The organism is Nocardioides sp. HDW12B (assembly GCF_011299595.1).
In the GTDB taxonomy this organism is placed as follows: domain Bacteria; phylum Actinomycetota; class Actinomycetes; order Propionibacteriales; family Nocardioidaceae; genus Marmoricola_A.
The window spans coordinates 1,427,576-1,444,770 of the sequence record NZ_CP049867.1; the positions used below are offsets into that span (position 1 = coordinate 1,427,576).

17 protein-coding genes are annotated in these 17,195 nt (G+C 71.0%); 5 read left to right on the forward strand and 12 right to left on the reverse strand.

The genetic code is table 11. The features are described 5' to 3' along the window. Nucleotides 1–49 precede the first annotated feature (49 nt). The 6 genes from G7072_RS06760 to G7072_RS06785 form a co-directional block, all read right to left on the reverse strand. Nucleotides 50–1,438, reverse strand: a complete 1,389-nt coding sequence (locus tag G7072_RS06760) for a CpaF family protein (RefSeq protein ID WP_166084846.1) — start codon at nucleotides 1,436–1,438, stop codon at nucleotides 50–52. A gap of 2 nt (nucleotides 1,439–1,440) precedes the next feature. After that, entirely contained in the window at nucleotides 1,441–2,625 is a 1,185-nt protein-coding gene (locus G7072_RS06765; protein ID WP_166084847.1) for an AAA family ATPase, read from the reverse strand. 4 nt (nucleotides 2,626–2,629) lie between these two features. Further along, a complete protein-coding gene (gene cpaB / locus G7072_RS06770; protein WP_166084848.1) occupies nucleotides 2,630–3,340 on the reverse strand; it encodes a Flp pilus assembly protein CpaB in 711 nt (236 codons plus the stop codon). 195 nt (nucleotides 3,341–3,535) lie between these two features. Continuing rightward, on the reverse strand, nucleotides 3,536–5,368 hold the full coding sequence (locus G7072_RS06775; RefSeq protein WP_166084849.1) for a pilus assembly protein TadG-related protein: 1,833 nt from the start codon (nucleotides 5,366–5,368) through the stop codon (nucleotides 3,536–3,538). Further along, complete coding sequence (locus G7072_RS06780) at nucleotides 5,365–5,853, reverse strand: TadE/TadG family type IV pilus assembly protein (protein ID WP_277343406.1); 489 nt, start codon at nucleotides 5,851–5,853, stop codon at nucleotides 5,365–5,367. The genes G7072_RS06775 and G7072_RS06780 overlap by 4 nt, the downstream gene beginning before the upstream one ends. Before the next feature lie 58 nt (nucleotides 5,854–5,911). After that, nucleotides 5,912–7,723, reverse strand: a complete 1,812-nt coding sequence (locus tag G7072_RS06785) for an AMP-dependent synthetase/ligase (protein WP_166084852.1) — start codon at nucleotides 7,721–7,723, stop codon at nucleotides 5,912–5,914. 184 nt (nucleotides 7,724–7,907) lie between these two features. On the opposite strand from G7072_RS06785, the gene G7072_RS06790 reads away from it, so the two are divergent. Genes G7072_RS06790 through G7072_RS06800 form a run of 3 tightly spaced genes read left to right on the forward strand, consistent with a single transcriptional unit; the run spans nucleotide 7,908 to nucleotide 10,006 of the window. Beyond that, nucleotides 7,908–8,345, forward strand: a complete 438-nt coding sequence (locus tag G7072_RS06790; protein WP_166084853.1) for an SRPBCC family protein — start codon at nucleotides 7,908–7,910, stop codon at nucleotides 8,343–8,345. Nucleotides 8,346–8,393: 48 nt separating this feature from the next. Further along, complete coding sequence (locus tag G7072_RS06795) at nucleotides 8,394–9,575, forward strand: ArsA family ATPase (protein WP_166084854.1); 1,182 nt, start codon at nucleotides 8,394–8,396, stop codon at nucleotides 9,573–9,575. After that, a complete protein-coding gene (locus tag G7072_RS06800; protein ID WP_166084855.1) occupies nucleotides 9,572–10,006 on the forward strand; it encodes a hypothetical protein in 435 nt (144 codons plus the stop codon). Before G7072_RS06795 ends, G7072_RS06800 begins: the two co-directional genes overlap by 4 nt. A 20-nt stretch (nucleotides 10,007–10,026) precedes the next feature. Here the strand turns inward: G7072_RS06800 and G7072_RS19745 are convergent, their stop codons facing one another. From G7072_RS19745 to G7072_RS06820, 4 genes are all read right to left on the reverse strand, one after another. Next, the gene (locus G7072_RS19745) at nucleotides 10,027–11,799 is read right to left on the reverse strand and encodes a pilus assembly protein TadG-related protein (RefSeq protein ID WP_206063309.1); all 1,773 of its coding nucleotides are present in this window, start codon (nucleotides 11,797–11,799) and stop codon (nucleotides 10,027–10,029) included. 26 nt (nucleotides 11,800–11,825) lie between these two features. Next, the gene (locus G7072_RS06810) at nucleotides 11,826–12,287 is read right to left on the reverse strand and encodes a TadE/TadG family type IV pilus assembly protein (protein ID WP_166084856.1); all 462 of its coding nucleotides are present in this window, start codon (nucleotides 12,285–12,287) and stop codon (nucleotides 11,826–11,828) included. A gap of 181 nt (nucleotides 12,288–12,468) precedes the next feature. Next, complete coding sequence (locus tag G7072_RS06815) at nucleotides 12,469–13,023, reverse strand: hypothetical protein (RefSeq protein WP_166084857.1); 555 nt, start codon at nucleotides 13,021–13,023, stop codon at nucleotides 12,469–12,471. Beyond that, nucleotides 13,020–13,793 (reverse strand): alpha/beta fold hydrolase, encoded by a 774-nt coding sequence (locus tag G7072_RS06820; RefSeq protein ID WP_240917180.1) that lies wholly within the window; start codon nucleotides 13,791–13,793, stop codon nucleotides 13,020–13,022. Before G7072_RS06820 ends, G7072_RS06815 begins: the two co-directional genes overlap by 4 nt. Nucleotides 13,794–13,891: 98 nt before the next feature. On the opposite strand from G7072_RS06820, the gene G7072_RS06825 reads away from it, so the two are divergent. Next, on the forward strand, nucleotides 13,892–14,632 hold the full coding sequence (locus G7072_RS06825; RefSeq protein ID WP_166084858.1) for a lysophospholipid acyltransferase family protein: 741 nt from the start codon (nucleotides 13,892–13,894) through the stop codon (nucleotides 14,630–14,632). A gap of 29 nt (nucleotides 14,633–14,661) precedes the next feature. After that, nucleotides 14,662–15,567 carry a hypothetical protein gene (locus G7072_RS06830; RefSeq protein ID WP_166084859.1) on the forward strand — a complete coding sequence of 302 codons (906 nt, stop codon included), beginning with the start codon at nucleotides 14,662–14,664 and terminating at the stop codon, nucleotides 15,565–15,567. A 146-nt stretch (nucleotides 15,568–15,713) separates the two neighbouring features. Here G7072_RS06830 and G7072_RS06835 read toward each other — a convergent pair whose 3' ends face one another. Both G7072_RS06835 and G7072_RS06840 read right to left on the reverse strand, forming a co-directional pair. Then, a complete protein-coding gene (locus tag G7072_RS06835) occupies nucleotides 15,714–16,349 on the reverse strand; it encodes an FGGY family carbohydrate kinase (protein ID WP_166084860.1) in 636 nt (211 codons plus the stop codon). Then, nucleotides 16,346–17,158, reverse strand: coding sequence for a DUF1028 domain-containing protein (locus G7072_RS06840; RefSeq protein ID WP_166084861.1), 813 nt, complete (start codon nucleotides 17,156–17,158; stop codon nucleotides 16,346–16,348). The genes G7072_RS06835 and G7072_RS06840 overlap by 4 nt, the downstream gene beginning before the upstream one ends. Nucleotides 17,159–17,195: the final 37 nt, after the last annotated feature.

Below are 17,195 nucleotides of genomic sequence, written 5' to 3' on the forward strand. Positions count from 1 at the left end.
AGCGGAAGGAGGAGGAGCGCACGAAGCGCACGACGTCCGGCGCCCACGTTCAGCCCCCGTCGCGCGCGAACAGCATCGGGTCGACGCTCACGTTGTTGTGCGCGAGCTTCTCGACGAACTTCGGGCGGAGTCCGGTGGCCTTCATCGAGCCGCGGGTCTTCCCGTTCTCGTCGAAGCCCTGCGAGTGGTCGTAGAGGAAGATGTCCTGCAGCGTGATGATGTCGCCCTCCATCCGCTCCACCTCCGTGACGTGGGTGATGCGACGCGACCCGTCACGCAGGCGGGCCTGGTGGACGATGAGGTCGACGGCTGACGCGACCTGCTCGCGGATGGCGCGGATCGGCAGGTCCATGCCCGCCATCAGCACCAGCGTCTCGAGCCGGGCGAGGGTGTCGCGAGGCCCGTTCGAGTGCACGGTGCAGATCGATCCGTCGTGACCGGTGTTCATCGCCTGGAGCATGTCGAGCGCGGAGGCGTCACGGACCTCGCCGACGACGATGCGGTCGGGCCGCATGCGCAGCGAGTTCTTCACGAGGTCGCGGATCTCGACAGCGCCGCGGCCCTCGATGTTCGCCGGACGCGACTCGAGTCGGAGCACGTGGTCCTGGTGCAGCTGCAGCTCGGCAGCGTCCTCGATGGTCACGATGCGCTCGTCGCTGGGGATGAAGGAGGAGAGCACGTTGAGCGTGGTTGTCTTGCCGGCGCCGGTGCTGCCGGACACCACGATGTTGAGCTTGCCTCGCACGCAGGCGGACAGGAAGTCCGCTGTCCTGGCGCTGTAGGTGCCGAAGGCCACCAGGTCGTCCGACGTGTAGGGGTCCGCGGAGAACTTGCGGATCGTCAGCAGCGAGCCGTCGATCGCGAGCGGCGGGATGACCGCGTTGACACGCGACCCGTCCGGGAGGCGTGCGTCCACCATGGGGCTGGACTCGTCCACGCGCCGGCCGATGCGCGAGACGATCTTGTCGATCGTCCGGCGCAGGTGGGCCTCGTCGGTGAAGTGCCCCTCGACGCGCTGCAGCCGGCCGCTGCGCTCGATCCAGATGTCGTCGCAGCCGTTGACCATGACCTCGGTCAGGTCCGGGTCCCGCAGGAACGGCTCGATCGGTCCGTAGCCCAGGATGTCGTCGGCGATCTCCTGAGCGATGCGCGTGCGGTCGGCGGGGGTGAGGACGACGTCCTCCTCCTGCATCGCCTCCTGCAGGGCGCCCCGGACCATGCGCTCGAGCTCACCCTGGGTGAGGTTGGCGTCGTACAGCTTCGGCCCGAGCTGGGTCAGCAGCCGGTTGTGGACCGTGACCTTGAGGTCGGCGAACGGGTCCCGTTCGGTCACCTTGGCCTTGCGCCGACCACCCGTCGTCTCGACATCCGTGTTGGCGGACTGGCTCGCGGCTCGGTCCCGGGAGGCCGCCGCGAGTCGATCGGCAAGACTGCTCATCGCTACTTCCCCTGCCTGCGTCGCAGACCGCGGCGCGACGACTCCTGCTTGACCTTCTTGCCCTTGCCGGCCGCCGCCACCGGCTCACCGACGACGAGGTCGGCCAGCCGGATGATGGCCTGGCTGACCGCGTGCCGCGGGTGCGACGCCACGATGGGCTCGCCGGAGTTGGTGGCGTTGGCGACCTCGGCTGACGTCGGGATGCGCTGCTCGATCATCATGTCGAGGGTCGTCTCGACCTTCTCCGGTGCGAGGCCGACCTTGTCGTCCGCGCGGTTGAGGACCAGGTGGCGCTGCTGCTTGGGGAAGTTCAGCAGGTCGAGCGTCTCGCAGGCGATCTTCACGTTCTTGAGCGTCGGCACGTCGAGCGTGGTGACCAGGAGCAGCTCGTCGGTCTCGTCGAACGCCTGGAGGACGTGCTCGTCGAAGGCCGGCGAGGTGTCCACGACGATGACGTCGAAATTCTTCTTCAGGGTGTCGAGGACCCGCGCCACGAGCGAGGCCGGGATCGAGTCCTTGGCGTCCGGCTGGACCGGGGCGACCAGGGTCGAGAACCCGAGCTTGTGGGGCGTGAGCAAGGGCTCGAGCACCGAGAAGTCGAGGGCGTCCTGCAGCAGCACGGCGTCCGCGATCGTGCGTGCCGGGAACAGCTGCAGCGTGATGGCGATGTCGCCGAAGGCGAGGTCCAGGTCGACCAAGCACACGCGGAGGTTCTTGCGCGCCGCCAGCGCGACGGCCAGGTTGGCCGCGATCGTGGTCTTGCCGACCCCGCCCTTGGGGGAGAAGACCGTGACCTGCTTGCCGTAGCGGTGCTCGGGGCCGGCGGGCCCGGTGACGGCGCGGTAGACCTGCTGAGCGCGGCGGATCGCCTCCCCGAGCGTGCTGAGGTCACGCTCCTCGACGACCTCGCGCATCCCCGAACGGAGGGCCTCGGCCAGGACCGGTGTGTCCACCCGGCGGCGCATGAGGATCACGCTGACGCCGGGTCGGCTGACCCGCAGGTCCTCCGCCAGCAGGGACGCCGTCTCCATGTCGACAGTCGGCCCGAGCACGATCGCGTGCTCCTCGGGGTGGTCGACCATGATGCGTCGCAGCTCGTCGACCGAGGCGACCACCAGCGTGTGCGGACCGGAGATGGACGCCATGACCTCGGCGTTGACGGGGTTGCTCTCGACGATGAGGGGCATGGGGTCAGCCGAACAGGTTCTGGATCGTGACGCCCTGGCCGGGGCGGACCTTGGACTTCTCGTTCTTCAGACCGAAGACCAGCTCACCGCGGGTGCTGGCGAACATCACCTTCTGGGCGTCCGCCTGCTTCAGGCCGAGCGTGATCAGGGTCTTGGGAAGGTCCTCGACCGTCTGTGCGCCCGCCGCCGTCGTCGTGGTGGCGGTCGTGACCGTGGTCTGGCCGACCGCGATGATCTTCACGCTGGGCAGCAGGACGCGCACGCCCTCGTCGCCGCCCGGGCCGACCGGCCCGTTGAAGAACAGCGCGACCTCGGCGCCGGGATTCACGAACCCGGCCACCCGGCCTGTGTCGGACAGGGTCACGCTGATGGCGATCTCGCCGTCGTCCAGCGTGAGGGCGTCCTGCTCGCCGGCGCTGCCGAACTTGGACGCGGTGACCTGCTCGCCCACGAAGATCCGCTGCAGGGCGACCTGGGCGCCGAGGTCGCCGACCGAGGTGAGAGCGCCTGCGAGCACCTGCTCGCTGGGCACGGGCTGGAGCTCGACCTTCTGCTCCGCCTGGGCGTCGGCGAGCGTCTCGCCCGGCTCGATCTGCGCGATCACCTTGAGCACCTCGACCGGTGCCTGCTCGGCCTGGGCACGGTCGTCAGCGCCCTGCACGTAGAGGTAGACCATCCCCGCCCCGAGCACCGCGACGACGGCAGCGACGATCAACAGAATTGTCCGGCGTCCCATGTCAGACCTGATCTCTCAGCTCAGTCCCGCTCGCGCGGGTGGCTCCAGCACGCGGGCCCGTGGCGGACCCACGGGCCAAAGGCTTCCCTACTTCGGGGGATCGCGTGCGCCGAATCGGCATATTGAGCACCTCTGGTCCCGGCCTGCACACAGGCCACACGAAGATCGGCACGGTCAGTCCACCAGCCGGATGACCGGCTTCCCGCCCACGAACCACTCCGTGTCGGCCCCGTTGGGCGGCGTCGTGATCGCGAAGGTGTTGAAGGCGAAGACCTGCACGGCGAAGACCTGGTTGCCTCCGCCGTTCATGGTGATCCCGTTCTCGGCGGTGGCGCACCCGGGGCCTCCGTAGGTCGGCGCAGTGAGGTTGCACGTCGGCGTCTCGTCGGTGAGGAACACCGAGGCGTACTGCTTGATGGCGATGTACTTCTTGTCCGCACGGTCGTTCGCGTGGACGACGGGCACCTGGAAGTAGCGGGGCGACTGCAGGATCGACCGGTCGACGATGTCGGCGGCGGCCGTGTCTGAGGCGATGTCGGCCAGCGTCTTGCCGGGCAGCAGGAAGCAGCTGAGGGTGTCGCGGTTGATGTTGGCCCAGGCCACCTTGGAGTCCGACGCCTTGGCCGGCGCCACGCGACCGTTGGTCGTGCATCGAGAGCTGGTCGGAGCCGTGAAGAGGCGACCTGGCTTCGCGCCATCCGGCCCGCCGTCGACTCCCGTGAGGAAACCGCTGGTCAAACCACCCGGATCGTTGCCCGACTGCACGTAGATGCAGTTGTTGCCGTCGCGGACGACGTTGTCGATCTTCGCTCCCGTAGGGCTGCCGTCGTTGAAGCACTCCGGGTTGGTCGCGATGGCGGGGTAGTCCAGCATGTTGAAGGGGGCGAGCTTGTGGTCCAACCCCAGGGCGAGGTTGTACTCGTAGCGCTTCTGGAGCTGCGGATACCCGGCGCGGGGACTGTCCAGCTGGCCGAAGTTGCCGCGCTGGCTGACGTTGCAGGCCACCTCGCCGCCGCCACCGGTGACGGTGAAGGCCAGCGGTTCGGCAGCGTTGGCGCCGTTCGGGTCGGCGCTGAACTTCGTGGTTCCCGGCACGACCTTGCCGCCCGTGGCGTTGTACGCGCCCCAGACCTCCCACTTGCCCACGGTGTTCGTGACCTCGGACCCCACGCCGGGGATGGTCACGGTCTGCGTGCCCAGGGTCGAGCCCGACTTCCCGGGGATGGCGAGGTTCACGGGGTAGACGGTCGTCGCGGTGGTCCAGCTGGTCGGAGCGCCGAAGGTGAAGACGATCGCGCCCTGCTTGGGAGCTGCCGGCGTGCCGATCGCAGCGCTGTCCTCGTTCGTCAGCGTGACGTCGATGGACCCGGTGGTCGTGCCGAAGGGCGCGGTGTTGACGCTGATCGCAGTGATGTGGAACTTGCTGTCGACGTTGCTGTTCCCGGGGTCGTAGGTGGGGTTGGCAGCCGGTGTCGTCGGTCCCGGGCCGGTGTCGCCGCCGACCGCACCGTAGGCGCACGACGACGGCAGCCACATGGGCAGAACGTCGTCCGTGGGCGGGACGAGTGCCCGCTTCTCCGCGGTCGCGCTCGCGTCGAGCGTCTTCGACGAGATGCCGATCGCACGCGCGACGCCGAAGTCCACACGCGACGACGGCGTCACCACTCGGACCTGGTTGTCGGTGGGAAAGGTGACCTCGCCGTTCGAGAGCTGGGTGTCGGTCAGCTGGGTGCTGGTGACCGAGCTCTGGTTGACGCCGGCCTTGTTCCGGTTCAGGTAGTTGGCCACCTCGGCCACGATGTTGGCCTGGTTGGTGGCGTCGCCCTTGGGGAGCAGCCCAGCGGCCGAGGTCGCAGCGAGGTCGGCCTGGGTCTGCAGGTCGCGACGGGCCGCGAACGCGTTGCCGAGATCGACGGCGATGGCGGCGATGGCGAACAGCATCGTGGCGCTCAGCGCCACGACGATCGCGACGGCTCCGTTCTCACCGGCCGGCCGGCGGCGGCTCATGAGCACGTCTCCGGAGCGACGGCGGGAAGCGCCTCGACACGCTCCACCCTCGTGTCCGCGCTCGTCTCGATCTGCGCCGTGCCGCCCGGCGTCGGGATGAAGGGCACGTTCATGTCGATGCTGCGGTAGCTGACGGTGACGGTGACGAGGTCGCCGACCTCCGTCGCGGGGAGCGTGTTCGGCGCGGCGTTGGTGTAGGTCCGCTTCACGGTGATGGTGTTGCCGAAGTTCGCGCGACCGACCCGGGACTTCACGTAGTCGACGAATGCGGTGCACGTGGGCATGTCACCGACAGCGGCCCGACGGGCCGCCTCACGTGCAGCCTGGTTGCCGGCCTGCAGCGAGAAGAAGTAGAAGCCGTACTGGAGCGTTCCGAAGAGGATGAGGAAGAGCAGAGGCACGATCAGGGCGAACTCGACGGCGGCCGCGCCACCCTCTCGGTGGCGCGAACCCCGTGTCCCCTCCCAAGGCCGACAGGCGCGCATGGGTCTAGTGAACCCCCAACCAGGACTCTTGTCCCAGAATGTCCCAACTCAAACCGCGTTACTGGAAGAGTTCCCGGATCTCCCGCCTGAATTCTCTCACAACAACGTTCCGGCGCAACTTTCTGCTCGCCGTGAGGGCCCCGGAATCCTCGGTCCAGTCGGCGGCCAGGATCTCGAAGCGGCGGATCGACTCGGCCTGGGAGACCGTCGCGTTCGCCTTGTCGACGACCTTCTGGATCTCGGCCCTCAGGTCGGCGTCCTGGGTGTGGCTGCGTAGCGGACCCTTGCCGCGGCTCTTGGCCCACGCCCCGTAGGCGTCCGGGTCGAGCGTGATCAGGGCCCCCACGAAGGGCTGGCCGTCGCCGACGACGAGGCACTGGCTGACGAGGGCGCCGGAGCGGATGCGCTCCTCGAGGTGGCCGGGGGAGACGTTCTTGCCGCCGGCGGTCACGATCATCTCCTTCGCGCGACCGGTGACCCGCACGAAGCCCTCGGCGTCGATCTCGGCGAGGTCGCCCGTCGCGAGCCAGCCACGGTCGTCGGTGACCGGCTCGACGTCGCCGTGGCTCCAGTAGCCGCGCATCACGTGCGGGCCGCGCAGCAAGAGCTCGCCGTTCTCGTCGATGCGCGCGGCGGTCCCGGGCAGCGGGCGACCGACGGTCCCGACCCGGTGGTTGTCGGGGGTGTTGACGGTGGAGGCGCCGGTGGTCTCGGTCAGGCCGTAGCCCTCGAGGATCGGCACGCCGGCGCCACGGAAGAAGTGCGACAGCCGGTCGCCCAACGGCGCGCCACCGGAGATGCCGAAGGCGCAGGCGCCCCCGAGCGCTTCGCGGATGCGGCGGTAGACCGTGCGGTCGTAGTAGCTGTGCCGTGCGCCCAGCACGCGCCCGGGCCGGCCCTCCGAGCGGCTGTGGGCGATGGCGACCTCGACGGCCCGCTCGAAACCGCGGGCCCGGCCGGAAGCCGCGGCCTCCTGGCTGAGCTGCGTGAAGGCGTTCTCGAACACGCGGGGAACGCCGAGCACGAAGGTCGGCCGGAACGTGGCGACGTCGGCGAGGAACCGGCGCGGGTCCGGGGCGTGACCCAGGCGGACGCCACGGTTCACGGCGCCGACCTGGATGATCCGCGCGAAGACGTGCGCCAGGGGCAGGACCAGCAGGGTGGCCGCCCCCTCGGCGCCGAAGAGCTCGTCGAGCTCGGTGGCGGTCGCCTCGCACCCGTCGAGGAAGTTGGCGTGCGTCAGCACGCAGCCCTTGGGCTGCCCGGTGGTCCCCGAGGTGTAGATCAGGGTCGCGACGTCGTCGCGCCCGACGGCGGTCCGCCGATGCTCGAGGTCGTCGACACCGACGTCCTCCCCGCGCTCGACGAGGTCGCGCAGGGTCGAGGCGTCGCTCGCTCCGGCCTCGTCGATCACCCAGACCTGCTCGAGGTCGGGTGCGGAAGCCCGCATCCCAGCCACGCGAGCGGCGTACGACGCGTCCTCCACGACCGCGAAGCGGCACCCGGAGTCACTGAGGATCCAGGCGACCTGCTCGTCGGAGGAGGTGGCGTAGACCGGCACCGAGACGCCGCCGACCCACCAGATCGCGTAGTCGACGACGGTCCACTCCAGCCGGGTCCGCGCCAGGAGCGCGACCCGGTCGGCGACCCGTAGACCGGCGGCGAGCAGACCACGCGCGACCTCCTCGACGCGGGTCCGGAACGCGGCGTTGTCGACGTCCTCCCACCGCGGGCCGTCCTCGTCGCCGCTCGCGACCCGGAGCGCGAACTGCGGCGCCTCGGGCTGCTGCTCGGCGTGCGCCACCACGGGGTCGGTCAGCCGGCTCCAGGGGGAGGCCTGCGGGATCGGTGGCGCTGCGTACTCACGCACCTGGCTGCTCCTCGTCTGTGTACCTGTCGGCCGATGACCGACCGTACCGTCCGAGGGCCGCCCGGTCCGGGAGAGCGCCGCGCTCGGCGGCGTGGTGAGGGCCACCGCCCGGGTGGCTCCCGCGACCGCTCCCGTGGTGGGTAGTCTCCAGGGGTCAGTGCACCGTCACCGGAGGGCTCCATCCATGGCAGACCAGACCAGCTCGAGCATCGTCGTCGACGCACCCCCCGAGCAGGTCATGGCCGTGATCGCCGACTTCCCCCGCTACCCGGAGTGGGCCCAGGGGATGCGGACCGCGGAGGTCCGCTCCACCTTCTCTGACGGCCGCGCCAAGGAGGTCTTCTTCGAGATCGAGGCGAGTCCGATCAAGGACGCCTACACCCTGGTCTACGACTGGCACGGCGAGGAGTCGGTGGACTGGACCCTCCACTCGGGGAAGATGATGAAGCGCCTCGACGGCTCCTACGTCCTGACGCCGAAGGGTCAGGGCACCGAGGTCACCTACCGCCTGGCGGTCGAGGTCAGCATCCCGATGATCGGCATGCTCAAGCGCAAGGCCGAGAAGGTCATCATCGACACCGCCCTCAAGGGTCTCAAGAAGCGCGTGGAGTCCCTGGCCTGACCGGTCGGTCGGTCCCGGGCAGCCACACGAGGTCAGGTCCTCCCAGTCGTGCGCATCGTTCTCTTCACCGGCAAGGGCGGCGTCGGCAAGACCACGGCGGCGGCGGGTACGGCGACCCTGGCGGCCCGGCGCGGTGAGCGGACCCTCGTGCTGTCCACCGACGCGGCCCACTCGCTGGCCGACGCCTTCGGCGTGACCGCCTCCGCCGAGCCCGGTGAGGTCGAGCCCGGTCTGTGGGTGCAGCACGTCGACGCCCAGCGACGCTTCGAGCAGTCGTGGGCCGAGATCCAGCGCTACCTGCTCACGGTGCTGCAGGCGACCGGCGTCGACCCGATCACCGCCGAGGAGCTCACGGTCATCCCCGGCGCGGAGGAGGTCTTCGCCCTGCTCGAGCTGCGGGCCCAGGCGCGCTCGGAGCGCTGGGACGTGATCGTGGTCGACTGCGCCCCCACCGCGGAGACGCTGCGCCTTCTCGCGCTCCCCGAGGCGCTGGGCTGGTACATGGACCGGGTGCTGCCGATGGAGCGCCGCATCGTCAAGGCCCTCAAGCCCGTGCTGGCGCGGGCGACGGGCGTGCCGATGCCCGAGGACTCCGTCTTCGACGCCCTCCAGCGCCTGCACGGTGACCTGCTCGAGGTGCACGAGCTGCTCACCGGCAAGGAGGCCAGCGTCCGTCTCGTGCTCACCCCCGAGACGGTCGTGGTCGCGGAGGCGCGACGCTCCCTGACCTCGCTGTCGCTGTTCGGCTACCGCGTGGACGGCGTGGTGGCCAACCGGATCTTCCCCGACCACGCGGGCGACCCGTGGCGCGACCAGTGGGTCGCCGCGCAGTCGCGGGTGATGGCCGAGATCGAGCAGTCCTTCCCCGAGCTGCCGATCTGGCGCTCGGGCTACCGCGCCAGCGAGCCCGTCGGGGTCGACGAGCTGCACCGGCTCGTCGAGGAGGCCTACGGCGGGGACGACCCGTTGGCCCTGCCGATCGGCGACGGGCCCCTCACCATCACCCGCCGCGACGACGGGGCGCTGCTGCGCATCGACCTGCCGTTCGCCCAGCGCGGCGACGTCGACCTGGCCCGTCACGGTGACGAGCTGGTGATCAGTGTCGGCTCCTACCGTCGCCTGCTCGCGCTGCCGGCATCTCTGGCCCGCCTCACGGTCAGCGGCGCCCGCGTCGAGCCCGGCGCGCTCAAGGTGCGCTTCCGCGCCGAACCGATCGAGGAGACGCCATGACCGCCCCCGAGGACACGCCCGGAGACCAGCCCGGTCACCAGTCCGGAGACCAGCCCGACGGACCCGAGGTGGGGACGGTCGCCGAGGAGGCGGCCAAGCTGATGGGGGCGCTCTCGGGCTGGGCGCGCGAGCAGGGCGACACCGCCGCCGGGGGAGCGGCCGCCTCCGTCGCCGGACTGGCCGACCTGGCCAAGGACCTCGAGGGACACGTCGCCGGGGAGAACTGCACCTACTGCCCGGTGTGCCGCGTCATCGGCATGGTCCGTGCCACCTCGCCGGAGGTGAAGGCCCACCTCACCACCGCGACCACGTCGCTCCTGCAGGCCGCGATGAGCGCGATGGCGACCCCGGTCCCGGACGAGGCCAGGCGCCGTCAGGCCGGGGTCGAGAAGATCGACCTGGAGGACGACGACCAACCTGGCTGGGACTAGCCGCCCTCCGAGTGGCCGTCCTACTTGGTCAGCTTCATCGTGGGTCGACCGATGGCCGGGTTGTAGGTGGTGTAGGGCGAGGACTCCTGCACGGGGAGTGCGTCCGGGTTGAAGGTGAACACCGTCAGGGCCTTGACCGAGTTGCCGTTCACCTGGATCCCGTTGTCGCGGACCGTGTCGGTGTACGCCGGGGTGGTCCGCGTCGACGAGGCGGACTCGTCGGTGATGAAGCCCGGGACGAAGCGCAGCACGGGCTGGTAGGTCTTCGACGAGCGGTCCGCCCGGTAGACGACCGGGAGCCAGACGAAGCGGGGTGAGCGCGTGACCGCCGGGTCGATGATGCCGGTGGCCACCCCTGAGGTCGCCGCGATCCGCGACAACGGGTCGCCGGCGTTCACCAGGTAGCACGACAGCAGGTCGTTGTTGATCAAGCGTCCGCCGACGACGGTGTCGCCGCCGTTGCACCCCGACCTCGTCGCGCCGTGGACGGCGCGCAGGCGCCCAGGCTTGCCGTCCACCTCGCCGATGAGGCCGTCGAACGTCTTCGGGCCGTCGTTGCCGGGGTCGGGAAGGATGCAGTTGCTGCCGTCGCGTGACACGTTGTCGAGCTGCTCCGCCTTGCGCACCGGGCTGGTCGAGGCCGGGCGGCCCGTGCACTCGTCGGCCGCCGCGTTGACCAAGGGCTCGATCTGGTGGTCGAGGCCGAAGGCGATGTTGTGGGCGAAGCGGTTGTTGTTGCCGTTCGTGTCCTTGCGCGGGCTGTCCATCTGGCCGAAGTTGCCGCGGCTCGAGGTGGTGCAGGCCGTGCTCGGTGGGGGAGTCGACGGCGCGGGTCGGGTCTGGACGTTGAGGTTGTTCACGTTGCTGTAGAGCGTGCCGACCTGGGTCTGGTAGGACCACTGCACCGATCGGGAGGTCACGTCGTCCGGCTCGATGGTGAGCTTGAAGGTCCAGACCTGCTGGTTGCGCGGCGTGCTGGTCCACACACCCGGGATCGCGTACCGCACGGAGGCGTCGTCTTGGAACTGGAAGTGCACGACGGGGTCGCCGAGGGGCTGGCCGCCGTTGTTCTTCTGCAGGTTGCCGGTGTGCACGACCCGGAAGGTGAACGTCTCGGTCGTCCACTGGTCGTGGCTGTTGTCCTCGTCGGTCGACTGGAAGGACTGCGTCGCGCCCGTCAGGACGCCTGGACCGCTCGTGCTCCCGTTCGTGTTGGTGCTTGTCGGGCTCCCGCCCCCGGAGCCACCTCCGGACCCACTCCCGCCCCCGCCCGTCGTGTCGGCGTCGGCGGGCCCGAAGACGCACCCGCTCGGCAGGAGGAAGGGCAGGACGTCCGTGCGGTCGGGCAGCTCGGAGTACACGGTCATCCCCGCGTCCGCCTGCACGTCGACGTGGTCCTGGCCCAGCACCGAGGCGAGTCCGAAGTCGACCCGGGCCGCTGGGGTCACGACCTCGAAGGAGCCACCGCCGGGGGTGAAGACGACCTCCCCGTCCGTCCGGTCGCCGTTGCCCAATCGGGTGCCCAGGGTGGCAGCCGTCACGGCGGGCTGGCCCACGATGACGTTGCCCGACTCCAGCATGTACTCGGCGACCTTGGACCGCACGGCGGTCTGTTCGGAGGGTTGGTCCGCCGGCATCAGTCCGGCGTCGCGCGCCCAGTTGCCCGCGGCGATCACGGAGACGTCGGCCTGGGTCTGGGCGTCCCGCTTGCGCGCCCAGGCGTTGCCCAGGTCCACGGTGAGGGCCGCGCACCCGAGGAGCACGACGGCCAGGACGGCGACGAGGATCGCCACCGCTCCGTCCTCCTCGCGCCGGGCGCTCACAGGCAGTCCGCGATCGTGCTGTCGGGCAGGTAGTCGACCCGGGCAGTCGCCTTCTTGGTCACCAGCCCTCCGTCGACGAAGGGGAGGAACGGCAGGTCGAGGTCGCGGCTCTGGAAGACCACCGTCACCGTCACGTTCTCGCCGATGTCGACCTTGCTGTTGGCGTTGGCGTCACCGAAGTCACGTCGGATGTCCAGGCCACCGGTCGCCACCTGCGCGACGTTCGTGCCCACCTCGGAGCGGAAGGCGTCGCACGAGGTCGGAGCCCCCACCGCGGCACGACGCGCCGCCTCCCGTGCCGCAGCGCTGCCGCCCTGCTGCGCGCTGAAGTAGAAGCCGTACTGGATCAGTCCCGCGACCAGCAGCAGGACGAGCGGGACGAGAAGGGCGACCTCGACCGCGGCGACGCCCGACTCCGCGCGAGCCGACGCACGGCCGGTGCACGATGCCCTCGACATGCCCGTCGTCCCTCCGGTGTCCTCGTGCGCCGGTGCGCACTCCCGCGGCTCACCGTTCCAGAGGGGCGACACGATGAGGAGCGACGTCGGGAGCATCCGACCGCATGCGCTCGAAGTCGGATCGTCCGGGCGGCCGCCCTAGTGCCGCGTGATCGTCCGGAGGGGGACCAAGGTCCCGGACTCAGAGACGTGCGCCGTCGTCCCAGCCGTCGCTGGGGCCGCGGCGCATGGTGGCCACGAGGTAGACGAAGCCGCCGATGAAGGTGAAGCCGAGCATGCTGGTGACCCAGGACGGCACCGCGATGCTGAGCAGCAGCGTGGCGAGCATGATCACGGGGCTGCCGAACAGCGCCAGCCACGCGAGGCCCCGCTTGGGCTCGGGCCAGGGGACGGGCGGTGGCTCCGGCGGCACGAAGTGGTCCTGGTGCTCGGCCGGCGGCGGCGGGACCTCCTCGCCGGCCAGGCGGAAGAGGCCGGGGGAGACGACCGGGGTGTCGGTGACGTCCTCGGGCGAGGGGGCCGTGGGGCGGGGCTCGTCGGGCTCGGGGGCGGCCACGGACGGCCGGTCGCCGTAGTTGTCCACGATCAAGCGGAAGGCGGCCTCGAAGTCGTCGTCGCTCCCAGAGCGAGCGTTGTCGCCGTCTCCGTCCGGGGCGTCGGGCCCGCCGGACTCGTCGGTCCGCTCGTCGGCCTGGTCCTCGGGCAGGTCCTCCGGTCGGTCGCCCCCGGCGCTCACGAAGGCCCCGCGGTCACGCGCGCGACGAAGGCCGCGGACTCCTTCTCGATCCGCGGCGCGTCGTTGTCGAGCGTGGCGACGTGGAAGCTGTCCTCGAGGACGACCTCGGTGACGTCGCGCGACGAGACGGAGCGCAACAGCAGGTCGTGGGAGCCCGGGTCGGCGACGTGGTCCTCCGCGGAACGTACGACGAGCAGGGGCTGGGTCACCTGCGGCAGCAGGGGCCGCAGGTGCCGGTAGAGGCGGAGCAGCTCGTGGGCGGCCTTCAGCGGCAACCGGTCGTAGCCGTGCTCGGAGACCCCGGGCTTCTTGATGTCGTCGGCGATGCCGGGGAAGGAGCCCATCAGGCGCTTGATGACGGGTGCGGCGAAGCGGCGGGGGTCCTTGTTGTCGATCGAGACGTTGACCGACACGAGCCCGGAGACCTCGGGGCCGCGGTCGGCGGCCAGCAGCAGCGAGAGCGTGGCCCCCATCGACAGCCCCCCGACGACGACGGAGTCGCAGTCCTCGAGCAGGGTGTCGAAGGCCCGCTCGACCTCGCCGTACCACTGCTGCCAGGTGGTGGTGTTCATGTCCTGCCACGACGTCCCGTGGCCCGGCAGGCGCGGCACCGCGACGGCGTACCCCTCCTCGGCGAGGCGCTCGCCCCAGGGGCGCACGGAGGCCGGCGAACCGGTGAAGCCGTGGCACAGCAGGACCCCGACGCGGCGGCCGTCCGCCAGCGCCGACCCCTCGGCCGACCAGGCGTCCACAGCGGGGGACACGCTCACGGAAACTCCCGAGTGGTGCGAGACAGGACCAGACGCTGCATCGTGTCACGCGGGGCCGATCAGGGCTAGGGTGCCCCCTGAGGAAACGGGAGGTCTTGGTGTTCTACTGGGTGCTGAAGCTGGTTCTGCTCGGGCCGGTGCTGAGGCTGGTGTTCCGGCCACGCGTCGAGGGCGAGGAGCACCTCCCGGAGGAGGGCGCGGCCATCCTGGCCTGCAACCACCTGTCCTACAGCGACTGGCTCTTCATGCCGCTGACGATCCCGCGGCGCGTCACCTTCGTGGCGAAGGCGGAGTACTTCAACACGCCCGGCGTCAAGGGCTGGCTGCAGAAGAAGTTCTTCTCCGGCGCCGGCCAGGTGCCCATCGACCGCTCTGGGGCGAGCGCGGCCGAGGGCGCGCTCAGCTCGGCGAAGCGGATCCTCGACCAGGGCGAGCTGTTCGGCATCTTCCCCGAGGGCACCCGCTCCCACGACGGCAAGCTCTACCGCGGCAAGACCGGCGTCGCCCGGCTCGCGCTCGAGACCCGCGTGCCCGTGATCCCGGTGGCCGTGGTCGGCACCGACGTGGTCGCGCCCCCCGGCAAGAAGTACGGCTCCTACACCCGCCCCGTCGTGCGCTTCGGCAAGCCGCTGGACTTCTCGCGCTACGAGGGCCTGGAGAACGACCGCTACATCCTGCGGTCGATCACCGACGAGATCATGTACGAGATCATGCGGCTCTCGGGCCAGGAGTACGTCGACCTCTACGCCTCGCGGGCCAAGCAGCTCGACAAGGAGGCCGCGGACAAGGCCAAGCGCGCGGCGGCCGAGTCGCGCGACCCCGACCTCAAGGCCTCCTGACCCGCGCCGGCGGGCGTGTGGTGGTCGCCGTGGCCGAGGTCGACTCCGCGGAGCTGCGTCGCGTCGCCGAGGACCTGTACGGCGGGGTGCCCGGCGACTTCGTCGCGACCCGCGCGGCCGCGGTGAAGCGGTTGAAGGGCTCGGGTGACAAGGCCACGGCGAGCGCCGTGGCCGAGCTGCGCCGACCGGTCCAGGCGGCCTGGGCGGTGAACCTGCTCGTGCGCGAGCAGGGCGAGCTCGTGGCCCAGCTGCTCGAGCTCGGCGCGTCGCTGCGGGAGGCGCAGGCCTCCCTCGACGCCGACACCCTGCGCGAGCTCACCCGGGAGCGGCGTCGGGTGGTCGCGCGAGTGACCCAGGCGGCAGCCTCGGCGGTGGCCGACGAGGGCCAGGCTCTCAGCGAAACGGCCCGGCGCCAGGTCGAGGACACCCTGCTGGCGGCGGTCGTCGACGCCGAGCTCGCGGAGGTGCTGCGCTCGGGGCTGCTGGTCCAGCCGCTGAGCTCGACGGGCATGTCGTCGCTGGCGGACGTGCAGGCCATCCCGGGCGCGGCGCGTCTCGAGCTGGTGCGTGAGCGGCCCGCCAAGCGCCGGCCGACATCGGACCGTGTCCCCGATGAGGACGGTGCCGGTGACGAGAGCGACGTGGCGAAGGAGCGCGATGACACGGAGCGGGAGGCGGCGCGACGCGAGTCGGAGCGGGCAGCCGAGGAGCGACGGCGTACCCGCGAGCGCACCCGCTTGCAGAAGGTGCGCGAGACCGAGCAGCGCGCCGTACGGTCCTCGGACTCGGAGGTGGCTCGGCTCGAGCAGGACGTCGCCACCGCGCGGTCCCGCCTGGCGCGTGCCGAGGCCGAGCTGGAGCGGGCCAGCAGCAAGCAGGAGTCCGTCCGAGCGAGGCTGGCGGCGACCGAGGAGGCGCTCGACGCGCTGTCCTGAGCCCTGGGTTCGACCAAAGGCATGGTTTCGCGCGTACAGGAGTGACCTTTTCGTGCGTGCAGGAGCGACGTTTCGTGCGTACACGGGTGACGTTTCGTGCGTACAGGAGCGACGTTTCGCGGGTGCAGGAGTGACGCTTCGCGGGGTCAGGGGGAGGCGAAGGTGACCGGCAGGCTCAGACCGTGGAAGCAGGCGGGGTCGGTCACGCCGGCGCCCTCGCCGGTGGCGAGGATCTCCGGCAGCGCCTCGAGGGGTACGTCGAGCGCGGCGCAGCGGGGCGCGTCCCAGGCCCCGGTCGCGGGGTCGGTGAGCCCGAGGCGCCGGGCGTGGCCGGGGTCCGTGACGTGCCAGGTGCCCCGGGTCATGCGCGCGACCACGTAGGACTCGACGGTCCCGACGGCGTAGCGGCCGGCGTGGACCAGCGCCCAGGTGTGCGGCTCGTTGACCGCGAGCCACGCCAGCACGGCTCCGGGGCCCGACGTGCGGCCGGTGGCCGCCCCGCGCTCGTCCTCGCTCAGCACCGCCGGGCGTGCGGCGCCGAGGGTCTCCTGGTCCCAGACCACGAGGGTGGGGTCGCTGACCACCGCGACTCTCGTCGGCGCCGGGCTGTGGTCGAGCACCGACCGCGTGACGGCGAGCAGCGCGCGCCAGACGTCCTCGGGCGACTGCTCCAAGCGGCCGTCGGCCGGCGTCTGGCGCGTCAGGTCGAAGACGGCTGCCCCGCCACCGGCGACGGTCGCGGTGATCGATCCGGACCGGACGTGGACCGACAGCAGGGTCACGAGCGCTCGCGCAGGATCGCCAGCACGCGGCGATCGACCCAGTCGGGTCCGACGCGCATCTCGTAGTTCTCCGTGCCGACCCAGGCGTCGAAGTCGCGGGCCCCGAGCGCGGTGGCGCGGGACTCGAGCTCCTCGCGCAGCGCGTCGTCGACGGCGACCTTCTCCTCGTCGGTCGAGGCGGTCAGGTAGAGCTCGTGCAGGTCGACCAGCCGGGCCAGCTCGGCGCACGGGTCGGTGTGGTCGTCGACCCGCAGGTCGACCGCGACGTCGTCGCCGCCGTCGTACCCGGCCCCCTCGCTGACGACGAAGAGCGCGGCGCTCTGCCGTCCGCGACGGTCGCCCCCGGCGGCGTCGCCGGCCTGCAGCGCGTCCAGCAGGCGGCGCCCGAGGGGGAGCGTCTCGTCGGAGGACCGCCAGGCCTCGAGCATGGCCTCGACGACCTCGGGGCCGACGAGGATGTTGCCCTGCACGGCGACGTCGGTGTCGACGATCCCGCCGGCCCAGTCCAGGCACGCCGTACCGGTGTAGGACGCGGCGTGGCCGTCGACGTCGATGATCCCGACCTGGCGGTGGTCGCGGTCCTCGTCGTCGGCGAGCATCCGCTCCAGCGCGACGGCTGCGGTGGCGCCCTCGTCCATCAACGACAGGCCCACGGGCTTGAAGGCGACGTTGGCCGAGGCCTGGGTCGCGACGGCGCCGACGCCGGCGACGGCGGCCGGGACGGCCGAGCCGACCCCGAGGAACTTGGAGGCCACGGCCACGCCCCAGGCGCTCCCGTCGGCGGACCGGGCGACGATCGAGAAGGTCATGGGGGCGACCGTAGCGCCGTGACCACTGGAACGTTCA